We start from the raw sequence: 18792 nt of genomic DNA, 5'->3' as shown, positions 1-18792 counted from the left end.
TTCCCGGCACCGGGATAATGCGCACCAGTCGGCGTCCGGCGCCACGTAAGGCGAGTCGCGGTTTTCGACCCCTCACACGTCAGGAAGCCCATCAAGGGCGGGATTGTATGTCTGTGATCAACTTCAACATCGCCCAATGGCGCGCGTGGGCTCCAGGGCTCGAAAGCGTGAATGATTGGCAGGCATGGAGTCGCCAACCGGTCGTACTGCCATTGAGCGATGTGGCACCGGACGTCTCGTTCCTGCCGGCCATGCAGCGCCGACGCCTCAGTCGATTGGCGCGGATGGCGTTCAGCGTTGGCTGGCCATTGGCTGACGGTCACCAGGATCTGCCGCTGGTCTTTGTTTCCCGTCACGGAGAAACCCCGCGCACCTTCGATATTCTGAGCGACCTGGCCACCGAACAACCGCTGTCGCCAACCCAGTTCAGCCTCTCGGTGCATAATGCAATCATCGGTCTGTGGTCGATCATGCGCGGTGAAACCAGCGAGATGACCGCCCTCGCTGCCGCTGGCGACGGCCTTGAACACGGCATGCTGGAAGCAGCGGCGCTCCTGGCCGAAGGCGCTCCGGCAGTCTTGCTGGTGGTGACCGAGGAGCAACCACCCGCGGCCTATTCGGCCTGGATCGATGATGTGCCGTTCCCGTATGCCGTCGGCCTGTTGATCACACCCGGCCCTGACTGGCAGTTGACCCTGAACAGCCCTTCGGATGCGTTGTCAAAATCCCGCTGGCCCCACGCACTGAATCTGTTGCGTGCGCTACTCGACCAGCAAACCACCTGCCAACATGCCTGGAAAAATCGTGTATGGACCTGGCAACGCAACCCGTGACCGAAAAGAACCGCGACGCCTATTACTGGCGCCTGCTGGCGACCGCTGCGAGCTTTACCCTGTTCGGGTTGGGCGCGATGTGCCTGCGCGTGTTGGTTTTCCCGCTGTTGAGCTGCCTGCCGGGCGACGCCCAGACCCACCGGTTGCGTGCACGGCAAACCGTCAGCCGTTGCTTCTGGCTTTTCGTGCAGTTCATGGCCCGTTCCGGCGTACTGACCTACGATATCAAGGGTGCGGAAAAACTCGGGCGCCCGGGCCAGATGATCATTGCCAATCACCCGTCGCTGATCGACGTGGTGTTCCTGATCGGGCTGGTGGGGCACTCCAACTGCGTGGTCAAGCAAAGCCTGTGGGAGAACCCCTTCACGCGTGGCCCGCTGCGCCGCACCGATTACATCAGCAATGATGGCAGTATGGACATGCTCGATACCGCTGCCGATGCGCTGAAAAACGGCCAGACCCTGATCATTTTCCCCGAAGGTACCCGGACGCAACCTGGACAGACCCCCGCCTTTCATCGGGGGGGTGCGGCAATTGCCCTGCGCGGTGCGAAAATCCTCACCCCCGTGGTGATCAAGGTCAGCCCGACGACTTTGACCAAGGCCGAACCCTGGTACCGCATACCCAAGCGGCGCGTGCACTTCAGTTTCCGTGTCGGGGCCGATATAGATCCACAGGCCTTCGCCGTGCAGGGGCCAGCGCCTCAGGCCTCGCGCAAGCTCAACGATCATCTACATTCTTACTTTATCAAGGAGCTCGCCGAAGATGAGCAATCTGCACACTAAGAACCTGGTGCTGGAAATAAAAGACCTGATCATCGACGCCCTGGGTCTCGAAGACATCAGTGCCGACGACATCGGCGATGAGCAAACGCTGTTCGGCGAAGGCCTGGGCCTGGACTCGGTAGACGCCCTGGAACTCGGCCTGGCCATCCAGAAAAAATACGGCATCAAAATCGATGCAGACGCCAAGGACACGCGTAATCACTTCAGCAACGTGGCGAGCCTTGCGGCGTTCGTCACCGCAAAACAGGCAGCTTGAGACCGGACCATGCAAACTCGTGAAGACATTTTCAACACCTTGCGCGATGCCTTGGTCGAGCTGTTCGAACTGGACCCCGAGCGCGTAAGTCTCGAATCCAACCTGTATCAGGATCTGGAAATCGACAGCATTGACGCGGTCGACCTGATCGATCACATCAAACGCCAGACCGGCAAGAAAATCGCCGCCGAAGAGTTCAAATCGGTGCGTACCGTCAGCGACGTGGTCGAGGCGGTCTACCGTCTGGTTCAACCGGCCGCATGAGCCGACTGATCGGCCTGGGCCTGCTGCTGGCAGGCCTGCTGTACCCCTTTGCGGTGTATTTCGGCATGGAGCACTTCGCGCCGTGGCAGTTCGCGCTGCTGCTGGGCAGCCTGTGGCTGGCGCGCGCGCTGACCGGACGGCGACGCCCCGACAGCCTGTGGATGGCCGCGGTGGCCATCGTGTTCTGTCTGTTGCTGGCGCTGTTCGACAGCCCGGAGTTGCTGCGTTGGTATCCGGTGCTGATCAGCGGATTCATGCTGGGGCTGTTCGGCCTGAGCCTTAAATTCGGCCCGCCGATGGTGGAACGCCTGGCCCGTCTGCGTGAACCGCAGTTACCGGCCAAGGCCATTCGTTATACCCGCCAGGTGACCATCGCCTGGAGTGTGTTTTTTCTCTGCAACGGTTTGTGCGCCGCCGCCCTGACACTGTGGGCACCGCTGAGCTGGTGGATGTTGTACACCGGTCTGATTTCCTACGGATTGATAGGCCTGATGTTTGCCATTGAATGGCTGATACGCAAACGGGTACGAGGCCACCCATGAATTGGATAAAACTTGAGCACCTGTTGCTCAAGGCGCAACCGGAGCGTGCCGTAACGGCCGGTCCGGCACTGGATCATGCCCAACTGTGCGACCGGGCGTTGCGCCTGGCCGGCGGCCTGCAAGCCCAAGGCGTGCGGCAGATGGCCGTGCACCTTGAGGATGCCGCCGATCTGGCGGTTGCGTTGCTCGGCGCCTGGCGCGCCGGGGTCAGCGTGTTGCTGCCTGCCGACCTGCAACCGCAGACCCGCCAACGCTGGTCGAATGACGTCGACCTGTGGCTGACCGATCAAACCGGCGATGCGCACCTGAGCGAGTATCGCCATCCGCCATTGGAAGGCGCCGCATTGGATCTCGATCACTGTCGGCTCAACCTGTGCACCTCCGGTTCCAGTGGCGAGCCCAAGCGCATCGAAAAGAACCTGCGCCAACTGGCCAATGAAGTCGATGCCCTGGAACAGTTGTGGGGAACGGACCTGGGGCCGGCGTGCATCATCGGCAGCGTTGCCACTCAGCACATCTACGGCCTGCTGTTTCGGGTGCTGTGGCCGCTGTGTGCCGGGCGCCCGTTCGTGCGTCGGCAACTGGCCTTTCCGGAAGATTTACAGCGTGCCAGCCGAGAACACCCAGCCTTTGCCTGGGTCGCCAGCCCGGCGCTGCTCAAACGCATGGGCGACAACCTCGACTGGCCGGCCCTGAGCGCGGTGCGTCGGGTGTTTTCTTCCGGCGGCGCCTTGCCGGCCGAGGCCGCACAGAGCCTGCACGAACGCCTGGGACAATGGCCGACGGAAATCTTCGGCAGCTCGGAAACCGGCGGTATCGCCTGGCGCCAAGCCTCGGAGCTCTGGCGGCCCTTCACCGACGTTGTGTTGAGCCAGGACAGCGACGGCGCGCTGCTGATTGCCTCGCCGTACTTGCCACATGGCCATGTCGAACACACCGCCGACTCCGCGAGAGTCGCCGCGGATGGCCGGTTCGAATTGCTCGGAAGACTGGACCGGATCGTCAAACTGGAAGAAAAACGTATCTCGCTGCCAATGCTGGAACAGGCACTCATGACTCATGCCTGGGTCGCCGAAGCGCGCCTTGGCGTGGTCCAGGAAAAACGTGCCTCGCTGGGTGCCTTGCTGGTGCTGACTGAAACGGGCCTGCATGCCCTGCGCAATCAGGGCCGACGCACCCTCACCGAACAATTGCGCCAGCACCTGAGCCTGCATTGTGAGGCGCTCGCCTTGCCACGGCGTTGGCGCTTGCTGCGGCAACTGCCGCTGAACGCCCAAGGCAAACTGCCTCAGGCCGACGTCGACGCCTTGCTGCTGGCACCACGGCCCAAGGCTCCGCAAGTGCTGGCGCAAACCGAAACCGATGGCGAGTGGAGCCTGCAACTGGCCGTGCCACCGGACCTGGCCTACTTCAGCGGTCACTTCCCCACCGCGCCGGTTCTGCCCGGTGTGGTGCAGGTGGAGTGGGCGTTGAACCTGGGCCAGCAATTGATGAACCTGCCGGAAAAATTCGCCGGCATGGAAGTGCTGAAGTTTCAGCAACTGGTACGTCCCGGCGATGAAATCCAGCTGCACCTGCGTTACGACCCGACCCGGGGCAAATTGTATTTCGCCTATCGCAACGAGACCGCAACCTGCTCCAGCGGGCGGATCTTGCTGGAGGCTTTGAATGCATAACCTGTGGCGAGGGAGCTTGCTCCCGCTGGGCTGCGAAGCAGACCCAAAACCATCTCGCACCGGCGTCATGGCGAGTGCTTCGCACTCGAACGGGAGCAAGCTCCCTCGCCACAAAAGTGTTGTAGAGGTTTCGGTCCATGCATAGCCCCTGCGCCGTCATCCCGGTCTACAACCACGAAACCGCCATCACCACCGTGGTCGATGCACTGATCGCCTGCAACCTGCCCTGCATTCTGGTGGACGATGCCAGCAGCCCGGCCTGTGCCCGGGTGCTCGATCGATTGGCCCGGCGCGAGATGGTGTACCTGATCCGCCTGGCCACCAATCAGGGCAAGGGCGCCGCGGTGATGACCGGTCTGCGTGAAGCCTCGCGCCTGGGTTTCAGCCATGCCCTGCAAGTGGACGCCGATGGCCAGCACGACCTGCAAGACGTGCGACGGTTTATCGAACTGTCACGCGCCCATCCGCAAGCGGTCATCTGCGGCTACCCGCAATACGATGACAGCGTGCCCAAAGGCCGGTTGTACGCCCGCTACCTGACCCACGTCATGGTCTGGATCAACACCCTGTCGCTGCAGATCCGCGACTCCATGTGCGGCTTTCGGGTTTACCCGCTGCCGCCGGCTCTGAAGCTGATCGACTCGGCGAAGATCGGCAAGCGCATGGATTTCGATTCGGACATTCTGGTGCGCCTGGCCTGGCGCAATCAGCCGATGCAGTGGCTGAAAACCAAAGTTCACTACCCGCTGGACGGTGTTTCGCACTTCCGCATGTTCCACGACAACGTGCTGATCACGAGCATGCACACCCGGCTGTTCTTCGGCATGTTGTTGCGCTCGCCAGTGATCCTCTGGCGGCGGTGGCGACCATGACGCCAGACAATCAGCATTGGGCCGACCGCGAAGAGCGCGGCAGTTTCTGGCTGATGAAGCTCACCGCGTTTGCCGCCAGGGTTCTCGGTCGCCGACTGTTGAGCCCGCTGCTGTACGGTATCGTCTTGTACTTTTTCCTGTTCGGCCGCAGCGCCCGCCACAGTGCCTGGCAATACCAGCAACGGCTCGCCGACTGGAGCGGTCGCAGAGAATTGCGGCCTAGCCATTGGCGCGTATTTAGCCAGTTCATGGCCTTCGCCGATTCCATGCTCGACAAACTCGACGTGTGGAACGGCAAGCTGAGCATCGAGCAGATCGAAATCATCGACCCGGCGCTGCTGCGCAATCAGTTGCGCGGCACACGCGGGCAGATGCTGGTGGGCGCGCACCTGGGCAATCTGGAAGTCTGCCGGGCGCTGGCGGAAATCGGCGAAAGGGTCACGATGAACGTGCTGGTGCACACCAAGCACGCCGAGCAGTTCAACCGTTTGCTGGGCGAAGCCGGGGCGACCCATTTGCGCCTGATTCAGGTCAGCGAACTGAACCCGGTCATCATGCTGCAACTGCACGAACGCCTGGAGCGCGGCGAATGGCTGGCGATTGCCGGCGACCGCGTACCGCTGCATGGCGGGCGCAGCGTGACCGTGGACTTCCTCGGCCACCCGGCAAAATTCCCCCAAGGCCCGTGGCTGTTGGCCGGTTTATTGAAATGTCCGGTCAATCTGTTGATGTGCCTGAAGAAGCCCGACGGCGGCTATCGCCTGACGATTGAGCCGTTCGCCGAGGCGATCATCTGGAAACGCAGCGATCGCGAGCAGGTCATTCATCAGTGGGCTTCGCGCTATGCCGAACGACTGAGTCACTATTGCCTCGAAGCCCCCCGACAATGGTTCAACTTTTACCCTTTCTGGAAGACCGATGACGACGCCAACGCTTGAGCCGGTAACCTTCGGCGAACGCCCTTTGCGCATCGAAGATGTGTTGGCCCTGGCCAACCGCAAGGTGCCGACACAGTTGCAGCGCGATCCCGCCTACCGCGAACGCATTGCCAAGGGTGCGCGATTCCTCGATTCCCTGTTGGACAAGGAAGGCGTGATCTACGGCGTGACCACCGGCTACGGCGATTCTTGCGTGGTTGCGGTGCCGCTGCATCACGTCGAGGCACTGCCACGTCATCTGTACACCTTCCACGGCTGCGGACTGGGCAAGTTGCTCGACGCCCAGGCCACCCGCGCCGTGCTGGCGGCGCGTTTGCAGTCGCTGTGCCACGGCGTGTCCGGGGTGCGTGTGGAACTGCTGGAACGCCTGCAAGCGTTCCTTGAACACGACATTCTGCCGCTGATCCCGGAAGAAGGCTCGGTGGGCGCCAGCGGCGATCTGACGCCGTTGTCGTACGTCGCCGCGACCTTGTCCGGCGAACGCGAAGTGATGTTCCGTGGCGAGCGCCGGCAAGCCGCCGATGTGCACCGCGAACTCGGCTGGCAACCGCTGGTGCTGCGCCCGAAAGAAGCGCTGGCATTGATGAACGGCACCGCCGTGATGACCGGCCTCGCCTGCCTGGCCTATGCCCGCGCCGATTACCTGCTGCAACTGGCCACGCGTATCACGGCGCTGAACGTGGTCGCCCTGCAAGGCAATCCCGAGCACTTCGACGAGCGCCTGTTCGCCGCCAAACCGCACCCGGGGCAGATGCAAGTCGCCGCGTGGCTGCGCAAGGATCTGGCGATCGACGCACCGACCGCGCCGCTGCATCGCCTGCAAGACCGTTACTCCCTGCGTTGCGCACCGCATGTGCTCGGCGTGTTGGCCGACAGCCTGAACTGGCTGCGTTCGTTCATTGAGATTGAACTCAACAGTGCCAACGACAACCCGATCATCGATGCCGAAGCCGAGCGTGTCTTGCACGGCGGGCACTTCTACGGCGGGCACATCGCGTTCGCCATGGACAGCCTGAAAAACCTCGTGGCCAACGTCGCCGACCTGCTGGATCGACAACTGGCGCTGCTGGTGGACGAGCGCTACAACCACGGTTTGCCGAGCAACCTGTCCGGCGCCAGCGCCGAGCGGGCAATGCTCAACCATGGTTTCAAAGCGGTACAGATCGGCACCAGCGCCTGGACCGCCGAAGCCTTGAAGAACACCATGCCCGCTAGCGTTTTCTCGCGTTCCACCGAGTGCCACAACCAGGACAAGGTGAGCATGGGCACCATCGCCGCCCGCGATGCCATCCGCGTGCTGGAGCTGACCGAACAGGTCGCCGCGGCAACATTACTGGCGGCCAATCAGGGTGTCTGGCTGCGCGGTCAGGCCGAAGACGCTCGACCGTTGCCACCCGCCCTCGCCGCCATGCACGAAGCATTGGCCGACGATTTCCCACCGGTCATCGAAGACCGTGCGCTGGAAGGCGAATTGCGCCTGTGCCTGCAACGCATCGCCGAACAACACTGGAGGCTGCATGCGTAGCAAGGGAGTGCTTCACACCGACACGGAAATCCTCGTGCCGTTTTTCGACGTCGACAGCATGCATGTGGTCTGGCACGGCCATTATGTGAAATATCTGGAAGTCGCCCGTTGCGCGCTGCTGGACAGGATCGGTCATAACTACACGGTGATGAACGACTCGGGCTTCGCTTGGCCGGTGATCGACCTGCAATTGCGCTACGTGCGCGGCGCCGTGTTCGGCCAGAAGCTGAATGTGCGCGCCAGCCTCGTGGAGTGGGAGAACCGTTTGAAGATCAATTACCTGATCACGGATCTGGTCACCGGCGAACGCCTGACCCGCGCTGTCTCGGTGCAGGTCGCCGTCGAGATCGCCAGCCGCGAGATGCAACTGGCCTCGCCAAAGGTGTTTGTCGAAGCCGTAGAGAGAGCTCTGCGATGATTTTCAGCCCTCCCCGTTCCCTTGTAGGAGCAAGCTTGCTCGCGATGGACGTCAACGATGACGCAGGGCACCTGACACTGCGCGGCGCTCTCAGGTCTTTCGCGAGCAAGCTCGCTCCTGCAGTGTTCTGCGTATTGTTGGGCATACCCGGACTGGCCCACGCATTCGACCTGCAGCAGCTGAGCGATCAACTGGCCAAGCCCGATGTCATCCACGGCAGCTTCATTCAGGAAAAGCACCTGCGTGCCCTGCCCCAACCGCTGACCAGCAAGGGCACCTTCGTCCTGGCGAAAAACCACGGTTTGTTGTGGCTGCTGAAAACGCCGCTGCAACAGGATTACCGCATCACCGCCCAAGGCATTGCCCGGCGTGATGTCCATGGTTGGCAGATGCTGCCGGGCAAGAGCGCCGGTGCCGAGCAGAACCGTTTGTTCCTCGCCGTGTTGCAAGGCGACAGCACAGGACTGCAACGGGATTTCGAGTTGTCCTTGAGTGGCGACGCACAGAACTGGCAACTGACACTGGTACCGCGCTCGATGCTGCTCAAGCAGGTGTTCAATCAGATCAACATCACGGGCAGTGATCTGGTGCACAGCATCGAACTGCTGGAAACCCAGGGCGACAGCACCTTGTTGCGCATGCAGGACAGCACCAGCGCCCAACCGTTGAGCGACGCGGAGCAACATGACTTTGCCGAGTGAACGCAGACTGCCGTGGCTGTTTCTTCTCCTGCTGCTGGCCGTGCTGGCGCTCGCCGGTTGGCAATGGCGTGACGGTGCGCCGCTGTCGGCCAACCTGATGGAACTGGTGCCCGGTACGGCACCGGATGCGCTGGAACAGCGCGCCGAACAACGCATGCAAGCGCCGTTGAACCGCGAGATGCTGGTGCTGGTCGGCCACAAGAATCGTGAACAAGCCATCAGCATGGCGCAGAAGCTGGGCGATCAGTGGCAAGCCAGCGGCTTGTTCGAAAAGGTCCAGTGGAACCTGCAAGCCGACCTCCCGGCACTGCGCACGCAACTGCTGCAAGGTCGATTGGCGATGCTCTCGACCGAAGATCGTCAGCAACTGGTCGAACACCCTGACGTTTTTATCCAGCAACGGGTGCAAGCGCTTTTCGACCCCTTCACCGGTTTCACCTTGGTGTCCAGCCAGGATGACTGGCTGGGCCTGACCGGGCGCATCCAGAACAGCCAGCCGCAACGCGGTTCGGTGCAACTGGACATCGGCAGCGGCGCCTTGATAGCTGATGCCGACGGTAAAAGCTGGGTGCTGCTGCGAGCGCGCACCGCTGGCAACGCCTTCGACATGAACCTGCCGCTGCAAGTGGCTGACCTGCTGCAGCACAGTCGCGAAGAGGCCGCCCAGGCCGACGTGCAACTGTTGGCCGCCAGCGGTCTGCTGTACGCGGCCAGCGGCCAGCGACAGGCTTCGCGGGAGATGACCTGGGTCGGCGGCGGTGCCACCGTCGGGATCCTGCTGTTACTGCTGTTGGCTTTCCGTCGTTGGCGCGTCTTGCTGGCGTTTATTCCGGTGCTGGTGGGCATGCTTTTCGGTGCGGTGGCCTGCGTGGCGCTGTTCGGCCACATGCACGTGATGACGCTGGTATTGGGCTCAAGCCTGATCGGCGTCGCCGTCGATTACCCGCTGCATTACCTGTCCAAGAGCTGGAGCCTGAAACCCTGGCACAGCTGGCCGGCGCTGCGCCTGACGTTGCCCGGGCTGACCCTGAGCCTGATCACCAGCGCCATCGGCTACCTGGCCCTGGCCTGGACGCCGTTCCCGGCATTGACCCAGATTGCCGTGTTCTCCGCTGCCGGCCTGCTCGGCGCCTATTTGTCCGCGGTATGCCTGCTGCCCGCGCTGCTCAAAGGTGTAGAACTGCGCCCGGCCGATTGGCCATTACGCATTTGTGAGTATCTGTTGAGCTGCCGTGAAGCGCTGCTCAAGCACCTCAAGACGCCGGTGTTGCTGGCGCTGCTGATCGCCTTCTGCGTAGGCGGAGTGCTGCAACTCGACAGCAGGAACGACATCCGCCAATGGATCAGCGCACCGCAATCATTGACTGACGAAGCGCGGACCATCGCGCAAATAACCGGTTTTCAACCCACCAGTCAGTTCTTCCTGGTACGCGCCGCCAATCAGCAGCAACTGCTCGAACGCTCAAGCGCCCTGAGCGAACGCCTGGATCAATTGACCGGTCTGGACAAACTTCAGGGTTATCTGTCGCTCAACCAACTGGTCAGCCCGCCGAACGAACAGCAGCAAGTGCGCGATGCACTGAACAAACTGCCGCAGTTCTGGCAGCCGTTGATCGATGTCGGTGTGCCGGTCGAGGCACTTCAGGCCGAATTGGCTACGTTGCAATCGCTGCCCGCCGAAGACATCGACACAGCACTCACCGGCCCATTGGCCGAGCCTTATCGCACCCTGTGGCTGGGGCCGACGGATGACGGCGTCGCAGCCATCGTCAGCCTGCAAGGCGTGAGCAACCCGACCTTGCTGAAAGTCCAGGCTGAGGATCTACCGGGCGTGGTGCTCGTGGATCGACTGGGCGAGTTGAACAGCGTCTTCGCCGCCACCCAGATCAGCGCCGCCGAACTGAAGCTCGCCTCCTGCGTGTTGATCGTGCTGGTGCTGATCCTGCCGTTCGGTTTCGGCGGTGCATTACGCATCGTCTCCCTGCCTCTGCTGGCAGCGTTGTGCAGCCTCGCCAGCCTCGGTTGGCTGGGGCAACCGCTGACCCTGTTCAGCCTGTTCGGTCTGCTGCTGGTGACGGCGATCAGCGTCGACTACGCCATCCTCATGCGCGAACAGGTCGGTGGCGCTGCCGTGAGCCTGTTGGGGACCTTGTTGGCGGCGGTCACCACCTGGCTGTCGTTCGGTTTGCTGGCGGTGTCGAGCACCCCGGCGGTGAGCAATTTCGGGCTGTCGGTGAGCCTGGGTCTGGTCTTCAGTTTCCTGCTCGCCCCTTGGGCCGGTCGCCAGTTGCATGCCGCGTCCGTCGTGGAGACGGCAGCGTGATGGTGATTCTGTTCTGGGCGATGGCCCTGGCGTTGTTCGCCGTGGCGACTCGCGTCGGGCGTCATTTCGGCCTGATTCCGATTGTCAGCCAGTTGCTGTTGGCGACCCTTGGCCTGCCGCTGTTGATGTACTTCTGGATCGAACCGCAATGGCAACTGAGCGGTGCGGCACTGGTGTCGCCGGACTGGTTGAAAAACCTCTACAGCCTGAGCTTCGCCCTGTTGCTGGGTTACATCCTCAGCGATGTGATCGACCTGCAACTGGACCGCCAGAGCCTGAAAATCGCCTTGCCGAGCTTCTGCATTCCATTTGCCTGCGGCCTGGTCACGGCGATCTGGCTACTGCCACCACAACCCTGGATCAGTTCATTGGCGATCGGATTGTTGTTCGCCATTACCGCCATCCCGGTGTTGTATCTGTACCTGCAACACATCGACTACCCGCCCGCCGCGACCCGACGGTTGGTGCAAACCGCGATCCTCATCGACCTCGCCTGCTGGACCGTGTTCGGCATCGCCCAGGGCAGCCTGCAGCTGAGCAGTTTGTTGCTGCCCCTGGCCGGCGCTTGCCTGCCGGTGCTGCTGCGCCTGCTGGGCTTGCGTCAGGCGTGGCTGTACAGCGGATGCTTTTTTGCGCTGCTGATGGTGGCCGAGCACTTCAAGCTCAATGCGCTGATTTTCGGCATCGGTTATGTGCTGATCATGGCCGCACTGAAGGCGCCTCTAATCCTGCCGATTCCACTGCTGTGGATGAGCCGTTTGCAGACGTACTTCGCCATTCCGCTGATCCTCACGTTCGGCATCGTGCAGATCAACGTGCACAGCGCCCTGGACAGCCTTGGCTGGATTCAACTGATGGCATTGCTGCTGCTGCCGATCACCAGCAAACTGCTGGGCAACTGGCTCGGCCTCGGTTGGGCCGGCGCCTCGTTCAGTGGTGCCAGCCGCTGGCGGGAAAGCGTATTGCTGAACATTCGCGGCTTGAGCGAAATTGTCTTCCTCAACCTGCTGCTCCAACAACAACTCATCAGCCCGCCGCTGTACTTCGCGCTGATGTTGATGGGCTTGATCGCTACATTGCTGCCGGCCCTGACCGGCATGCACCGAATCCCGTTGAAAGCCGCCGCGCCGGCAAGGAGCCCAAATGCCAACCGTTGAAATGCAACGCCGCCAGGTCGTAGTGATCGGTGCCGGCCCTTCCGGCGCCATCGCCGCCGCACTGCTCAAGCGCAAAGGTCACGATGTACTGGTGATTGAGCGCCAGCATTTTCCGCGCTTTTCCATCGGCGAGAGCCTGTTGGCCCACTGCCTGGACTTCGTCGAAGAAGCGGGCATGCTCGACGCCGTCAACGCCGCCGGTTTCCAGGTGAAAACCGGTGCTGCGTTCGCCTGGGGCGAGCGCTACAGCGCCTTCGATTTCAGCGACACCTTCACCCAGGGCAAACCAACGACGTTCCAGGTTCAGCGTGCGGATTTCGACAAGTTGCTGGCCGATCAGGCCGCGCTGCAAGGCGTGGAAATTCGTTACGGCGAGGCCATCGTCAGCGTCGACATCAAGGGCGCCAAGCCGCAACTTGGCGTACGCCGCGAAGACGGCAGCGAATACACCATCGAAGCCGAGTTCATGCTCGACGCCAGCGGCTACGGGCGCGTCCTGCCGCGTTTGCTCGAGCTTGAGGCACCCTCGAACTTCCCGGTGCGCCAGGCCGTGTTCACCCACGTCGAAGACTGCATCGACAGCCCGGACTTCGACCGCACCAAGATTCTCATCACCACCCACCCGACAAAACGCGATGTGTGGTTCTGGACCATTCCGTTCAGCAACGGGCGCTGCTCGATTGGCGTGGTCGCCGCCGAGGAACATTTCGAAGGTCGCACCGACAACCTCGACGACTGCCTGCGCGGTTTCATTGCCGAGACGCCAAGCCTGGCCGGCGTGTTGAACAACGCCGTGTGGGACACCGAAGCCCGAACCATTGGCGGCTACTCGGCCAACGTCAAAAGCTTACATGGCCCGGGTTTCGCGCTGCTGGGTAACGCGGCGGAGTTCCTTGACCCGGTCTTCTCCTCGGGTGTCACCATCGCCATGCGTTCGGCCAGCATGGCCGCCGCAGTGCTGCACCGTCAGCTGCAAGGCGAAAGCGTTGACTGGCAGACCGAGTTCGCCGATCCGCTCAAGCGCGGCGTCGACACGTTCCGCTGCTACGTCGAAGGCTGGTACGCCGGGACCTTCCAGGACGTCATCTACCATGAGGGCGGCTCAGCGGAAATCCGCCGGATGATCTGCTCCATTCTCGCCGGGTATGCCTGGGACGAACGCAATCCGTTCGTCAGCGAAGCCAAGCGCCGCTTGAAGGTTATTTCGGCGCTCTGTGCAAGAGAGGAGACATGAGCTTTCCGAGCGACTGCGGTGGGTCAGCTAAGATTAATATTGAATGCCTCACCACCCTCGCGAACAAGCTCGCTCCCACGGGGATGACGGGCTGTCTGCGATGGCTGCTGGTCGCGACGACCCTGTTGCTGAGCGCCTGCGCCAGCCGTGCGCCGCTGCCCGAGCAAAACCCGAACCTTGCGCTGCCCATGCAACTGCATATCCAGCGCTTGCAGGCTGACCAGCGCCAGGATTGGGTATTGGTGATCCAGCGTGAAGACCAAGGCATTCGCTGGTCGATGATGGACCTGTTGGGCATTCCTCAGGCCCGCCAGAAACTGATCGATAAACACTGGGAATCCGACGGGTTTTTGCCACCCAATCCGGAAGCCCGGGAGCTGTTCGCAGCGTTGCTGTTTGCACTGACGCCGAACGATGAACTGGCCGCCAATTATCCTGGCGCCTGGCAGCACGGCACACAACGGTCCTTGCCCGAGCGCTGGGACATCCGCTACGCACAACCGCAGAATTTTCAATTGCAGCTACCGAAAGGTCCGACCTACCAAGTCACTCCACTGAGCGGTGACGCGCCATGACCACCTACCTCAATGCCCTCGGGGTGGTCTGCGCCTTGGGCCGCAACAAACAGGAAGTCGCACAAAACCTGTTTGCCGGCGACTGCTCCGGCATGGTCGATGAGGCTGGATGGGTACGCGAGCGGTCATTGCCGGTCGGTGCGGTCCGAGGCGAATTGGTGCCAATTCCAGACGACATGTCGCTGCATCGCAGCCGCAACAATCAGTTGCTGCTGGAAGCCGCGCTGCAAATCCGCCCGGACATCGACAGTGCAATTCAGACCTACGGCCACCACCGCGTCGGTGTGGTGCTGGGCACCAGCACCTCGGGCATCCACGAGGCCAGCCAGGGCCTGACCCATTACATCCACGAAAAACAGTTCCCGGCTGAGTATGACTATCAGCAGCAGGAACTCGCGGCCCCGGCGAATTTTCTCGCCGACTGGCTGCAACTGAGCGGTCCTGCCTATGTCATTTCCACAGCGTGCACCTCCAGCGCCCGTGCGTTGATGAGCGCCCAGCGCCTGCTGGACCTCGGCGTGTGCGATGCGGTGCTGTGCGGAGGCGTCGATACCCTGTGCGAGCTGACGCTCAATGGTTTTTCGGCACTGGAGGCGGTCTCGGGGCAACGCTGCAATCCGTTCTCGGTGAACCGCAACGGCATCAACATCGGCGAAGCAGCGGCGCTGTTTGTGATGAGCCGACAGGCTGGCGATGCACCATCAATTGCCTTGCTTGGCAGCGGCGCCAGCTCCGATGCACACCACATTTCCGCCCCCGAACCCACGGGCCGTGGCGCCTTGCAGGCGATGAACAAAGCCTTGAGCCGTGCGCACCTGAAGCCGCAGCAGATCAACTACCTCAACCTTCACGGCACGGCCACCCAGCACAACGACGCCATGGAAAGCCAGGCGGTCGCGACGCTGTTCCCCGAAGGCGTGCCTTGTTCTTCCACCAAACCCATGACTGGCCACACCCTCGGCGCCGCCGGTGCGCTGGAAGCCGCGTTCTGCTGGTTGAGCCTGAGCCCGGTCAATGTCGATCACGTTCTGCCGCCCCATCTCTGGGACGGTCAGCCGGATCCCCAGTTACCCGCGCTGAATTGGGTGACCCCGGCCGCTCGCCTGGCGTCCATTGCTCCGCGCTACCTGATGAGCAATTCCTTCGCTTTCGGGGGCAACAACGTCAGCCTGATTATCGGAGACGCCCCATGATTGACTGGCCGCTCGCCGAACTGCTGCCCCACGGCGGCGACATGATCCTCATCGAGCAGATCCTGGCGTTCGATGAAGAGCAGATTCACACCCGTCTTACCGTCAGACCCAACGGCCTGTTCAGTCGCCCCGACGGCAGCATGCCGGCATGGGTCGGCATTGAACTGATGGCCCAGAGCGTCGCTGCGTTCGCCGGTTGCCATGCGCGCCAGCGCGGTGATGACGTGGAAATGGGGTTCTTGCTCGGCAGCCGCAAATTCGAGAGCAACGTCGAAAATTTCCCGGCGGGCACCGAGCTGACCATCCATGGCATCCGCTCCCTGGAAGACGAAAACGGCATGGGCGTGTTCGAATGCCATATCAACGGCACGGGCATTCACGTGACAGCTCGTCTGAACGTGTATCGCCCGCCCCACGCGGCTCAATATCTTCATGAATCCCAGGAATCCAGTGATGACTGAATCCGTACTGGTCACCGGTTCCAGCCGTGGTATCGGCCGCGCCATCGCCTTGCGCCTGGCCCAGGCCGGGCATGACATCGTGCTGCATTGCCGTAGCGGCGTGGCCGATGCGCAAGCCGTCCAGGCCGAAATCGAAGCCGTGGGGCGCCAGGTGCGCATCCTGCAATTCGACGTGTCCGACCGCGCCAGCTGCAAAGCCATCCTTGAAGCGGACGTGGAAGCCCACGGCGCCTATTACGGCGTGGTGCTCAATGCCGGCCTGACCCGCGACGGTGCTTTTCCGGCGCTGAGCGAGGATGATTGGGATGTGGTGATGCGCACCAATCTCGACGGTTTCTACAACGTGCTGCACCCGGTGATGATGCCGATGATTCGCCGCCGCGCACCGGGGCGGATCGTCTGCATCACCTCGGTGTCCGGGCTGATCGGCAACCGTGGCCAGGTCAACTACAGCGCCTCCAAGGCCGGGTTGATCGGTGCAGCGAAGGCATTGGCGATTGAGTTGGGCAAGCGCAAAATCACCGTTAACTGTGTCGCCCCCGGCCTGATCGACACAGCCATGCTCGACGAAAACGTGCCGGTGGAAGAACTGATGAAAATGATCCCCGCACAGCGCATGGGCACCCCTGAAGAAGTGGCCGGCGCGGTGAATTTCCTGATGTCGGCGGAAGCCTCGTACATCACCCGGCAAGTTCTGGCCGTCAACGGAGGCCTGTGCTGATGAAGCGCGTCGTCGTCACCGGCATGGCCGGTATCACCTCACTGGGCAGCGACTGGGCGACCATCGTCGGCAACTTCGCGGCCAACCGCAGCGGCATCCGCCGGATGCACGAGTGGGACCGCTTCACCGAACTCAACACACGCCTGGCCGGCCCGATCGATGACTTCACGGTGCCAAGCCACTGGACCCGCAAACAGCTGCGCAGCATGGGCCGGGTATCACGGCTGGCCGTCGGCGCATCGGAACTGGCATTGGCCGACGCCGGTTTGTTGGGCGACGAATCGATCAAGGACGGGCGCATGGGCGTCGCCTGCGGCTCCTCCACTGGCAGCACGGACGAGATCAAGGCCTTCGGCAACATGCTGCTCAACTCGGTGGCCGAAGGCCTGAACGCCAATTCCTACGTGCGGATGATGCCGCACACCACGGCGGCCAATATCAGCATCTTCTTCGGCCTCACCGGTCGGCTGATCCCCACGTCCAGCGCCTGCACCAGCGGCAGCCAGGGCATCGGCTATGCCTACGAAGCGATCAAATTCGGGCGCCTGCCGCTGATGCTCGCCGGCGGTGCCGAAGAACTGTGCCCGACCGAAGCCATGGTCTTCGACGCGCTCTACGCCACCAGCCTGAAAAACGACACCCCGCAACGCAGCCCACGCCCTTACGACAGCGAACGTGATGGCCTGGTGATTGGTGAAGGTGGCGGCATGCTGGTGCTCGAAGAACTGGAGCACGCCCTGGCGCGCGGTGCCCACATCCACGCCGAGATCGTCGGCTTCGGCAGCAACGCCGACGGCCAGCACACCACCCGCCCTGAACAAATCACCATGCGCCGGGCCATGGAACTGGCCCTGGAAGATGCCGGGCTTGTGCCTTCAGACATCGGCTACGTCAACGGCCACGGCACCGCCACCGAACAGGGCGACATCGCCGAAACCCTGGCCACCAGCAGCCTCTTTGGCGAACACATGCCGATCAGCTCGCAAAAGAGCTTCCTCGGCCACACCCTCGGTGCCTGCGGTGCACTGGAGTCGTGGTTCAGCATCGAAATGATGAACCGCGACCTGTACGCCCACACCTTCAACCTCGACAACGTCGACCCGCACTGCGGCAAACTCGACTACTTGCGTGGCGAGTTTCGGCAGATGAGCAATCAGTTTGTGATGAACAACAACTTTGCGTTTGGTGGGGTCAATACGTCGCTGATTTTCAAGCGCTGGTCGTAATTCAAGTCAAAAGATCGCAGCCTTCGGCAGCGCCTACAGAGATTGGTGTAGGAGTTGCCGAAGGCTGCGATCTTTTCAATTTCACCGCAAAGAAATGACACAACCGGACGCCGGAGTACAAAAATTCAGAAACGTCCCACAGTCAGCGTTCGAGCTTCCCGGTAGGGTCAATGCTCCCCCGACACCCGTCAGGGCATCCCAAGGAAGAACGAACCATGACAAGAAAGGCCGTTATCGTTTTCAGTGGCGGGCAAGACTCAACGACCTGCCTGATCCATGCGTTACCGAAATACGACGAAGTCCACTGCATCACGTTTGATTATGGCCAACGCCATCGCGCCGAAATTGAAGTGGCGCAGCAGCTTGCAAAGCAACTTGGCGTGACGGCTCATAAAGTGTTGAACGTGTCTGTGCTCAATGAGCTGGCAGTCAGCAGCCTGACACGCGACAACATCCCGGTTCCCAGTGCGAGCAGTGTCGATTGCAGAGTGCCGAACACCTTTGTGCCTGGCCGGAATATTCTGTTTTTAACGTTGGCTTCTATTTATGCCTATCAGGTGCACGCTGAAGCTGTCATTACGGGTGTGTGTGAAACAGACTTCTCGGGATACCCGGATTGTCGGCATGACTTTGTTCAGTCCCTGAACACCTCTGTCGAATTGGGAATGGACTACAAATTACGTATTGAAACCCCACTCATGTGGCTAACCAAGGCTGAAACCTGGGCGTTAGCTGATCATTACGAACAACTCGACCTGATTCGCGAGAGCACTCTGTCCTGCTACAACGGCGTGAAGGGAAGCGGGTGTGGGGATTGCGATGCATGCAGTCTTCGTGAAAAAGGCTTACGTGGGGACTGTCAGATATTTTGTGTGCAGGCCGGTAACGGCCTGCCGTTAGGCAGGCCATTCTTTTACCAGGCAGGCCTGATAAATCGATCTCCGTACAGAATCGCGAATTGATTCATCGCACTTTTCCAGTCATGGGCCGCTGAGCCCCAGTTTGCTGTGATGTTGCGCAGCCCAAGCCAGATCAGTTTTGTCGCCGCATCGTCGGTTGGGAAGTGACCTCGGGTCTTGATGATCTTGCGCA

Annotated in this window: 20 protein-coding genes and 1 pseudogene; 20 read left to right on the top strand and 1 reads right to left on the bottom strand. The window is 61.6% G+C overall.

The annotated features are described in order from the left end of the window. Positions 1–107: 107 nt before the first annotated feature. From CKW15_RS17210 to queC, 20 genes are all read left to right on the top strand, one after another. Positions 108–833 carry a beta-ketoacyl synthase chain length factor gene (locus tag CKW15_RS17210; RefSeq protein ID WP_095152468.1) on the top strand — a complete coding sequence of 242 codons (726 nt, stop codon included), beginning with the start codon at positions 108–110 and terminating at the stop codon, positions 831–833. After that, a complete protein-coding gene (locus tag CKW15_RS17205) occupies positions 809–1618 on the top strand; it encodes a 1-acyl-sn-glycerol-3-phosphate acyltransferase (RefSeq protein ID WP_095056444.1) in 810 nt (269 codons plus the stop codon). The genes CKW15_RS17210 and CKW15_RS17205 overlap by 25 nt, the downstream gene beginning before the upstream one ends. Further along, a complete protein-coding gene (locus CKW15_RS17200; protein WP_095056445.1) occupies positions 1599–1874 on the top strand; it encodes a phosphopantetheine-binding protein in 276 nt (91 codons plus the stop codon). The genes CKW15_RS17205 and CKW15_RS17200 overlap by 20 nt, the downstream gene beginning before the upstream one ends. 9 nt (positions 1875–1883) lie before the next feature. Then, complete coding sequence (locus CKW15_RS17195; RefSeq protein ID WP_095152467.1) at positions 1884–2138, top strand: acyl carrier protein; 255 nt, start codon at positions 1884–1886, stop codon at positions 2136–2138. Continuing rightward, positions 2135–2680: a hypothetical protein gene (locus CKW15_RS17190; RefSeq protein ID WP_095152466.1), complete on the top strand. Its 546-nt coding sequence runs from the start codon at positions 2135–2137 to the stop codon at positions 2678–2680. Before CKW15_RS17195 ends, CKW15_RS17190 begins: the two co-directional genes overlap by 4 nt. Next, the gene (locus CKW15_RS17185) at positions 2677–4356 is read left to right on the top strand and encodes an acyl-CoA synthetase family protein (protein WP_095152465.1); all 1680 of its coding nucleotides are present in this window, start codon (positions 2677–2679) and stop codon (positions 4354–4356) included. Before CKW15_RS17190 ends, CKW15_RS17185 begins: the two co-directional genes overlap by 4 nt. Positions 4357–4493: 137 nt before the next feature. Further along, positions 4494–5228, top strand: coding sequence for a glycosyltransferase family 2 protein (locus tag CKW15_RS17180; RefSeq protein WP_095056449.1), 735 nt, complete (start codon positions 4494–4496; stop codon positions 5226–5228). Beyond that, positions 5225–6166 (top strand): glycosyl transferase, encoded by a 942-nt coding sequence (locus tag CKW15_RS17175; protein ID WP_095056450.1) that lies wholly within the window; start codon positions 5225–5227, stop codon positions 6164–6166. Before CKW15_RS17180 ends, CKW15_RS17175 begins: the two co-directional genes overlap by 4 nt. Then, complete coding sequence (hutH, locus tag CKW15_RS17170; RefSeq protein ID WP_095152464.1) at positions 6147–7691, top strand: histidine ammonia-lyase; 1545 nt, start codon at positions 6147–6149, stop codon at positions 7689–7691. Before CKW15_RS17175 ends, hutH begins: the two co-directional genes overlap by 20 nt. Beyond that, the gene (locus CKW15_RS17165) at positions 7684–8109 is read left to right on the top strand and encodes a thioesterase family protein (protein WP_095056452.1); all 426 of its coding nucleotides are present in this window, start codon (positions 7684–7686) and stop codon (positions 8107–8109) included. Before hutH ends, CKW15_RS17165 begins: the two co-directional genes overlap by 8 nt. Then, entirely contained in the window at positions 8106–8810 is a 705-nt protein-coding gene (locus tag CKW15_RS17160; RefSeq protein ID WP_095152463.1) for an outer membrane lipoprotein carrier protein LolA, read from the top strand. The genes CKW15_RS17165 and CKW15_RS17160 overlap by 4 nt, the downstream gene beginning before the upstream one ends. After that, positions 8794–11133 carry an MMPL family transporter gene (locus CKW15_RS17155; protein ID WP_095152462.1) on the top strand — a complete coding sequence of 780 codons (2340 nt, stop codon included), beginning with the start codon at positions 8794–8796 and terminating at the stop codon, positions 11131–11133. The genes CKW15_RS17160 and CKW15_RS17155 overlap by 17 nt, the downstream gene beginning before the upstream one ends. Continuing rightward, positions 11133–12290: a sodium:proton antiporter gene (locus tag CKW15_RS17150; protein ID WP_095152461.1), complete on the top strand. Its 1158-nt coding sequence runs from the start codon at positions 11133–11135 to the stop codon at positions 12288–12290. The genes CKW15_RS17155 and CKW15_RS17150 overlap by 1 nt, the downstream gene beginning before the upstream one ends. Then, complete coding sequence (locus CKW15_RS17145) at positions 12277–13524, top strand: NAD(P)/FAD-dependent oxidoreductase (protein WP_095056456.1); 1248 nt, start codon at positions 12277–12279, stop codon at positions 13522–13524. Before CKW15_RS17150 ends, CKW15_RS17145 begins: the two co-directional genes overlap by 14 nt. After that, complete coding sequence (locus tag CKW15_RS17140) at positions 13521–14099, top strand: hypothetical protein (RefSeq protein WP_371856301.1); 579 nt, start codon at positions 13521–13523, stop codon at positions 14097–14099. Before CKW15_RS17145 ends, CKW15_RS17140 begins: the two co-directional genes overlap by 4 nt. Beyond that, complete coding sequence (locus tag CKW15_RS17135; protein WP_095152460.1) at positions 14096–15292, top strand: beta-ketoacyl-[acyl-carrier-protein] synthase family protein; 1197 nt, start codon at positions 14096–14098, stop codon at positions 15290–15292. Before CKW15_RS17140 ends, CKW15_RS17135 begins: the two co-directional genes overlap by 4 nt. Continuing rightward, positions 15289–15753 carry a hotdog family protein gene (locus CKW15_RS17130; RefSeq protein WP_095056458.1) on the top strand — a complete coding sequence of 155 codons (465 nt, stop codon included), beginning with the start codon at positions 15289–15291 and terminating at the stop codon, positions 15751–15753. Before CKW15_RS17135 ends, CKW15_RS17130 begins: the two co-directional genes overlap by 4 nt. Then, the gene (gene fabG, locus CKW15_RS17125; protein ID WP_095056459.1) at positions 15746–16474 is read left to right on the top strand and encodes a 3-oxoacyl-ACP reductase FabG; all 729 of its coding nucleotides are present in this window, start codon (positions 15746–15748) and stop codon (positions 16472–16474) included. Before CKW15_RS17130 ends, fabG begins: the two co-directional genes overlap by 8 nt. Then, on the top strand, positions 16474–17700 hold the full coding sequence (locus tag CKW15_RS17120; protein ID WP_095056460.1) for a beta-ketoacyl-ACP synthase: 1227 nt from the start codon (positions 16474–16476) through the stop codon (positions 17698–17700). The genes fabG and CKW15_RS17120 overlap by 1 nt, the downstream gene beginning before the upstream one ends. A 215-nt stretch (positions 17701–17915) precedes the next feature. Further along, positions 17916–18662, top strand: coding sequence for a 7-cyano-7-deazaguanine synthase QueC (gene queC / locus CKW15_RS17115; protein ID WP_095152459.1), 747 nt, complete (start codon positions 17916–17918; stop codon positions 18660–18662). Here queC and CKW15_RS17110 read toward each other — a convergent pair. Continuing rightward, positions 18614–18792 (bottom strand): annotated as a pseudogene (locus CKW15_RS17110) (IS256 family transposase); the annotation flags it as partial. The gene queC and the pseudogene CKW15_RS17110 overlap by 49 nt on opposite strands.

It is taken from the genome of Pseudomonas sp. Irchel s3b5 (assembly GCF_900187435.1).
GTDB lineage: Bacteria > Pseudomonadota > Gammaproteobacteria > Pseudomonadales > Pseudomonadaceae > Aquipseudomonas.
The sequence above is the reverse complement of the archived record's forward strand: the minus strand, read 5'-3'. Positions and strand labels throughout refer to the sequence as shown.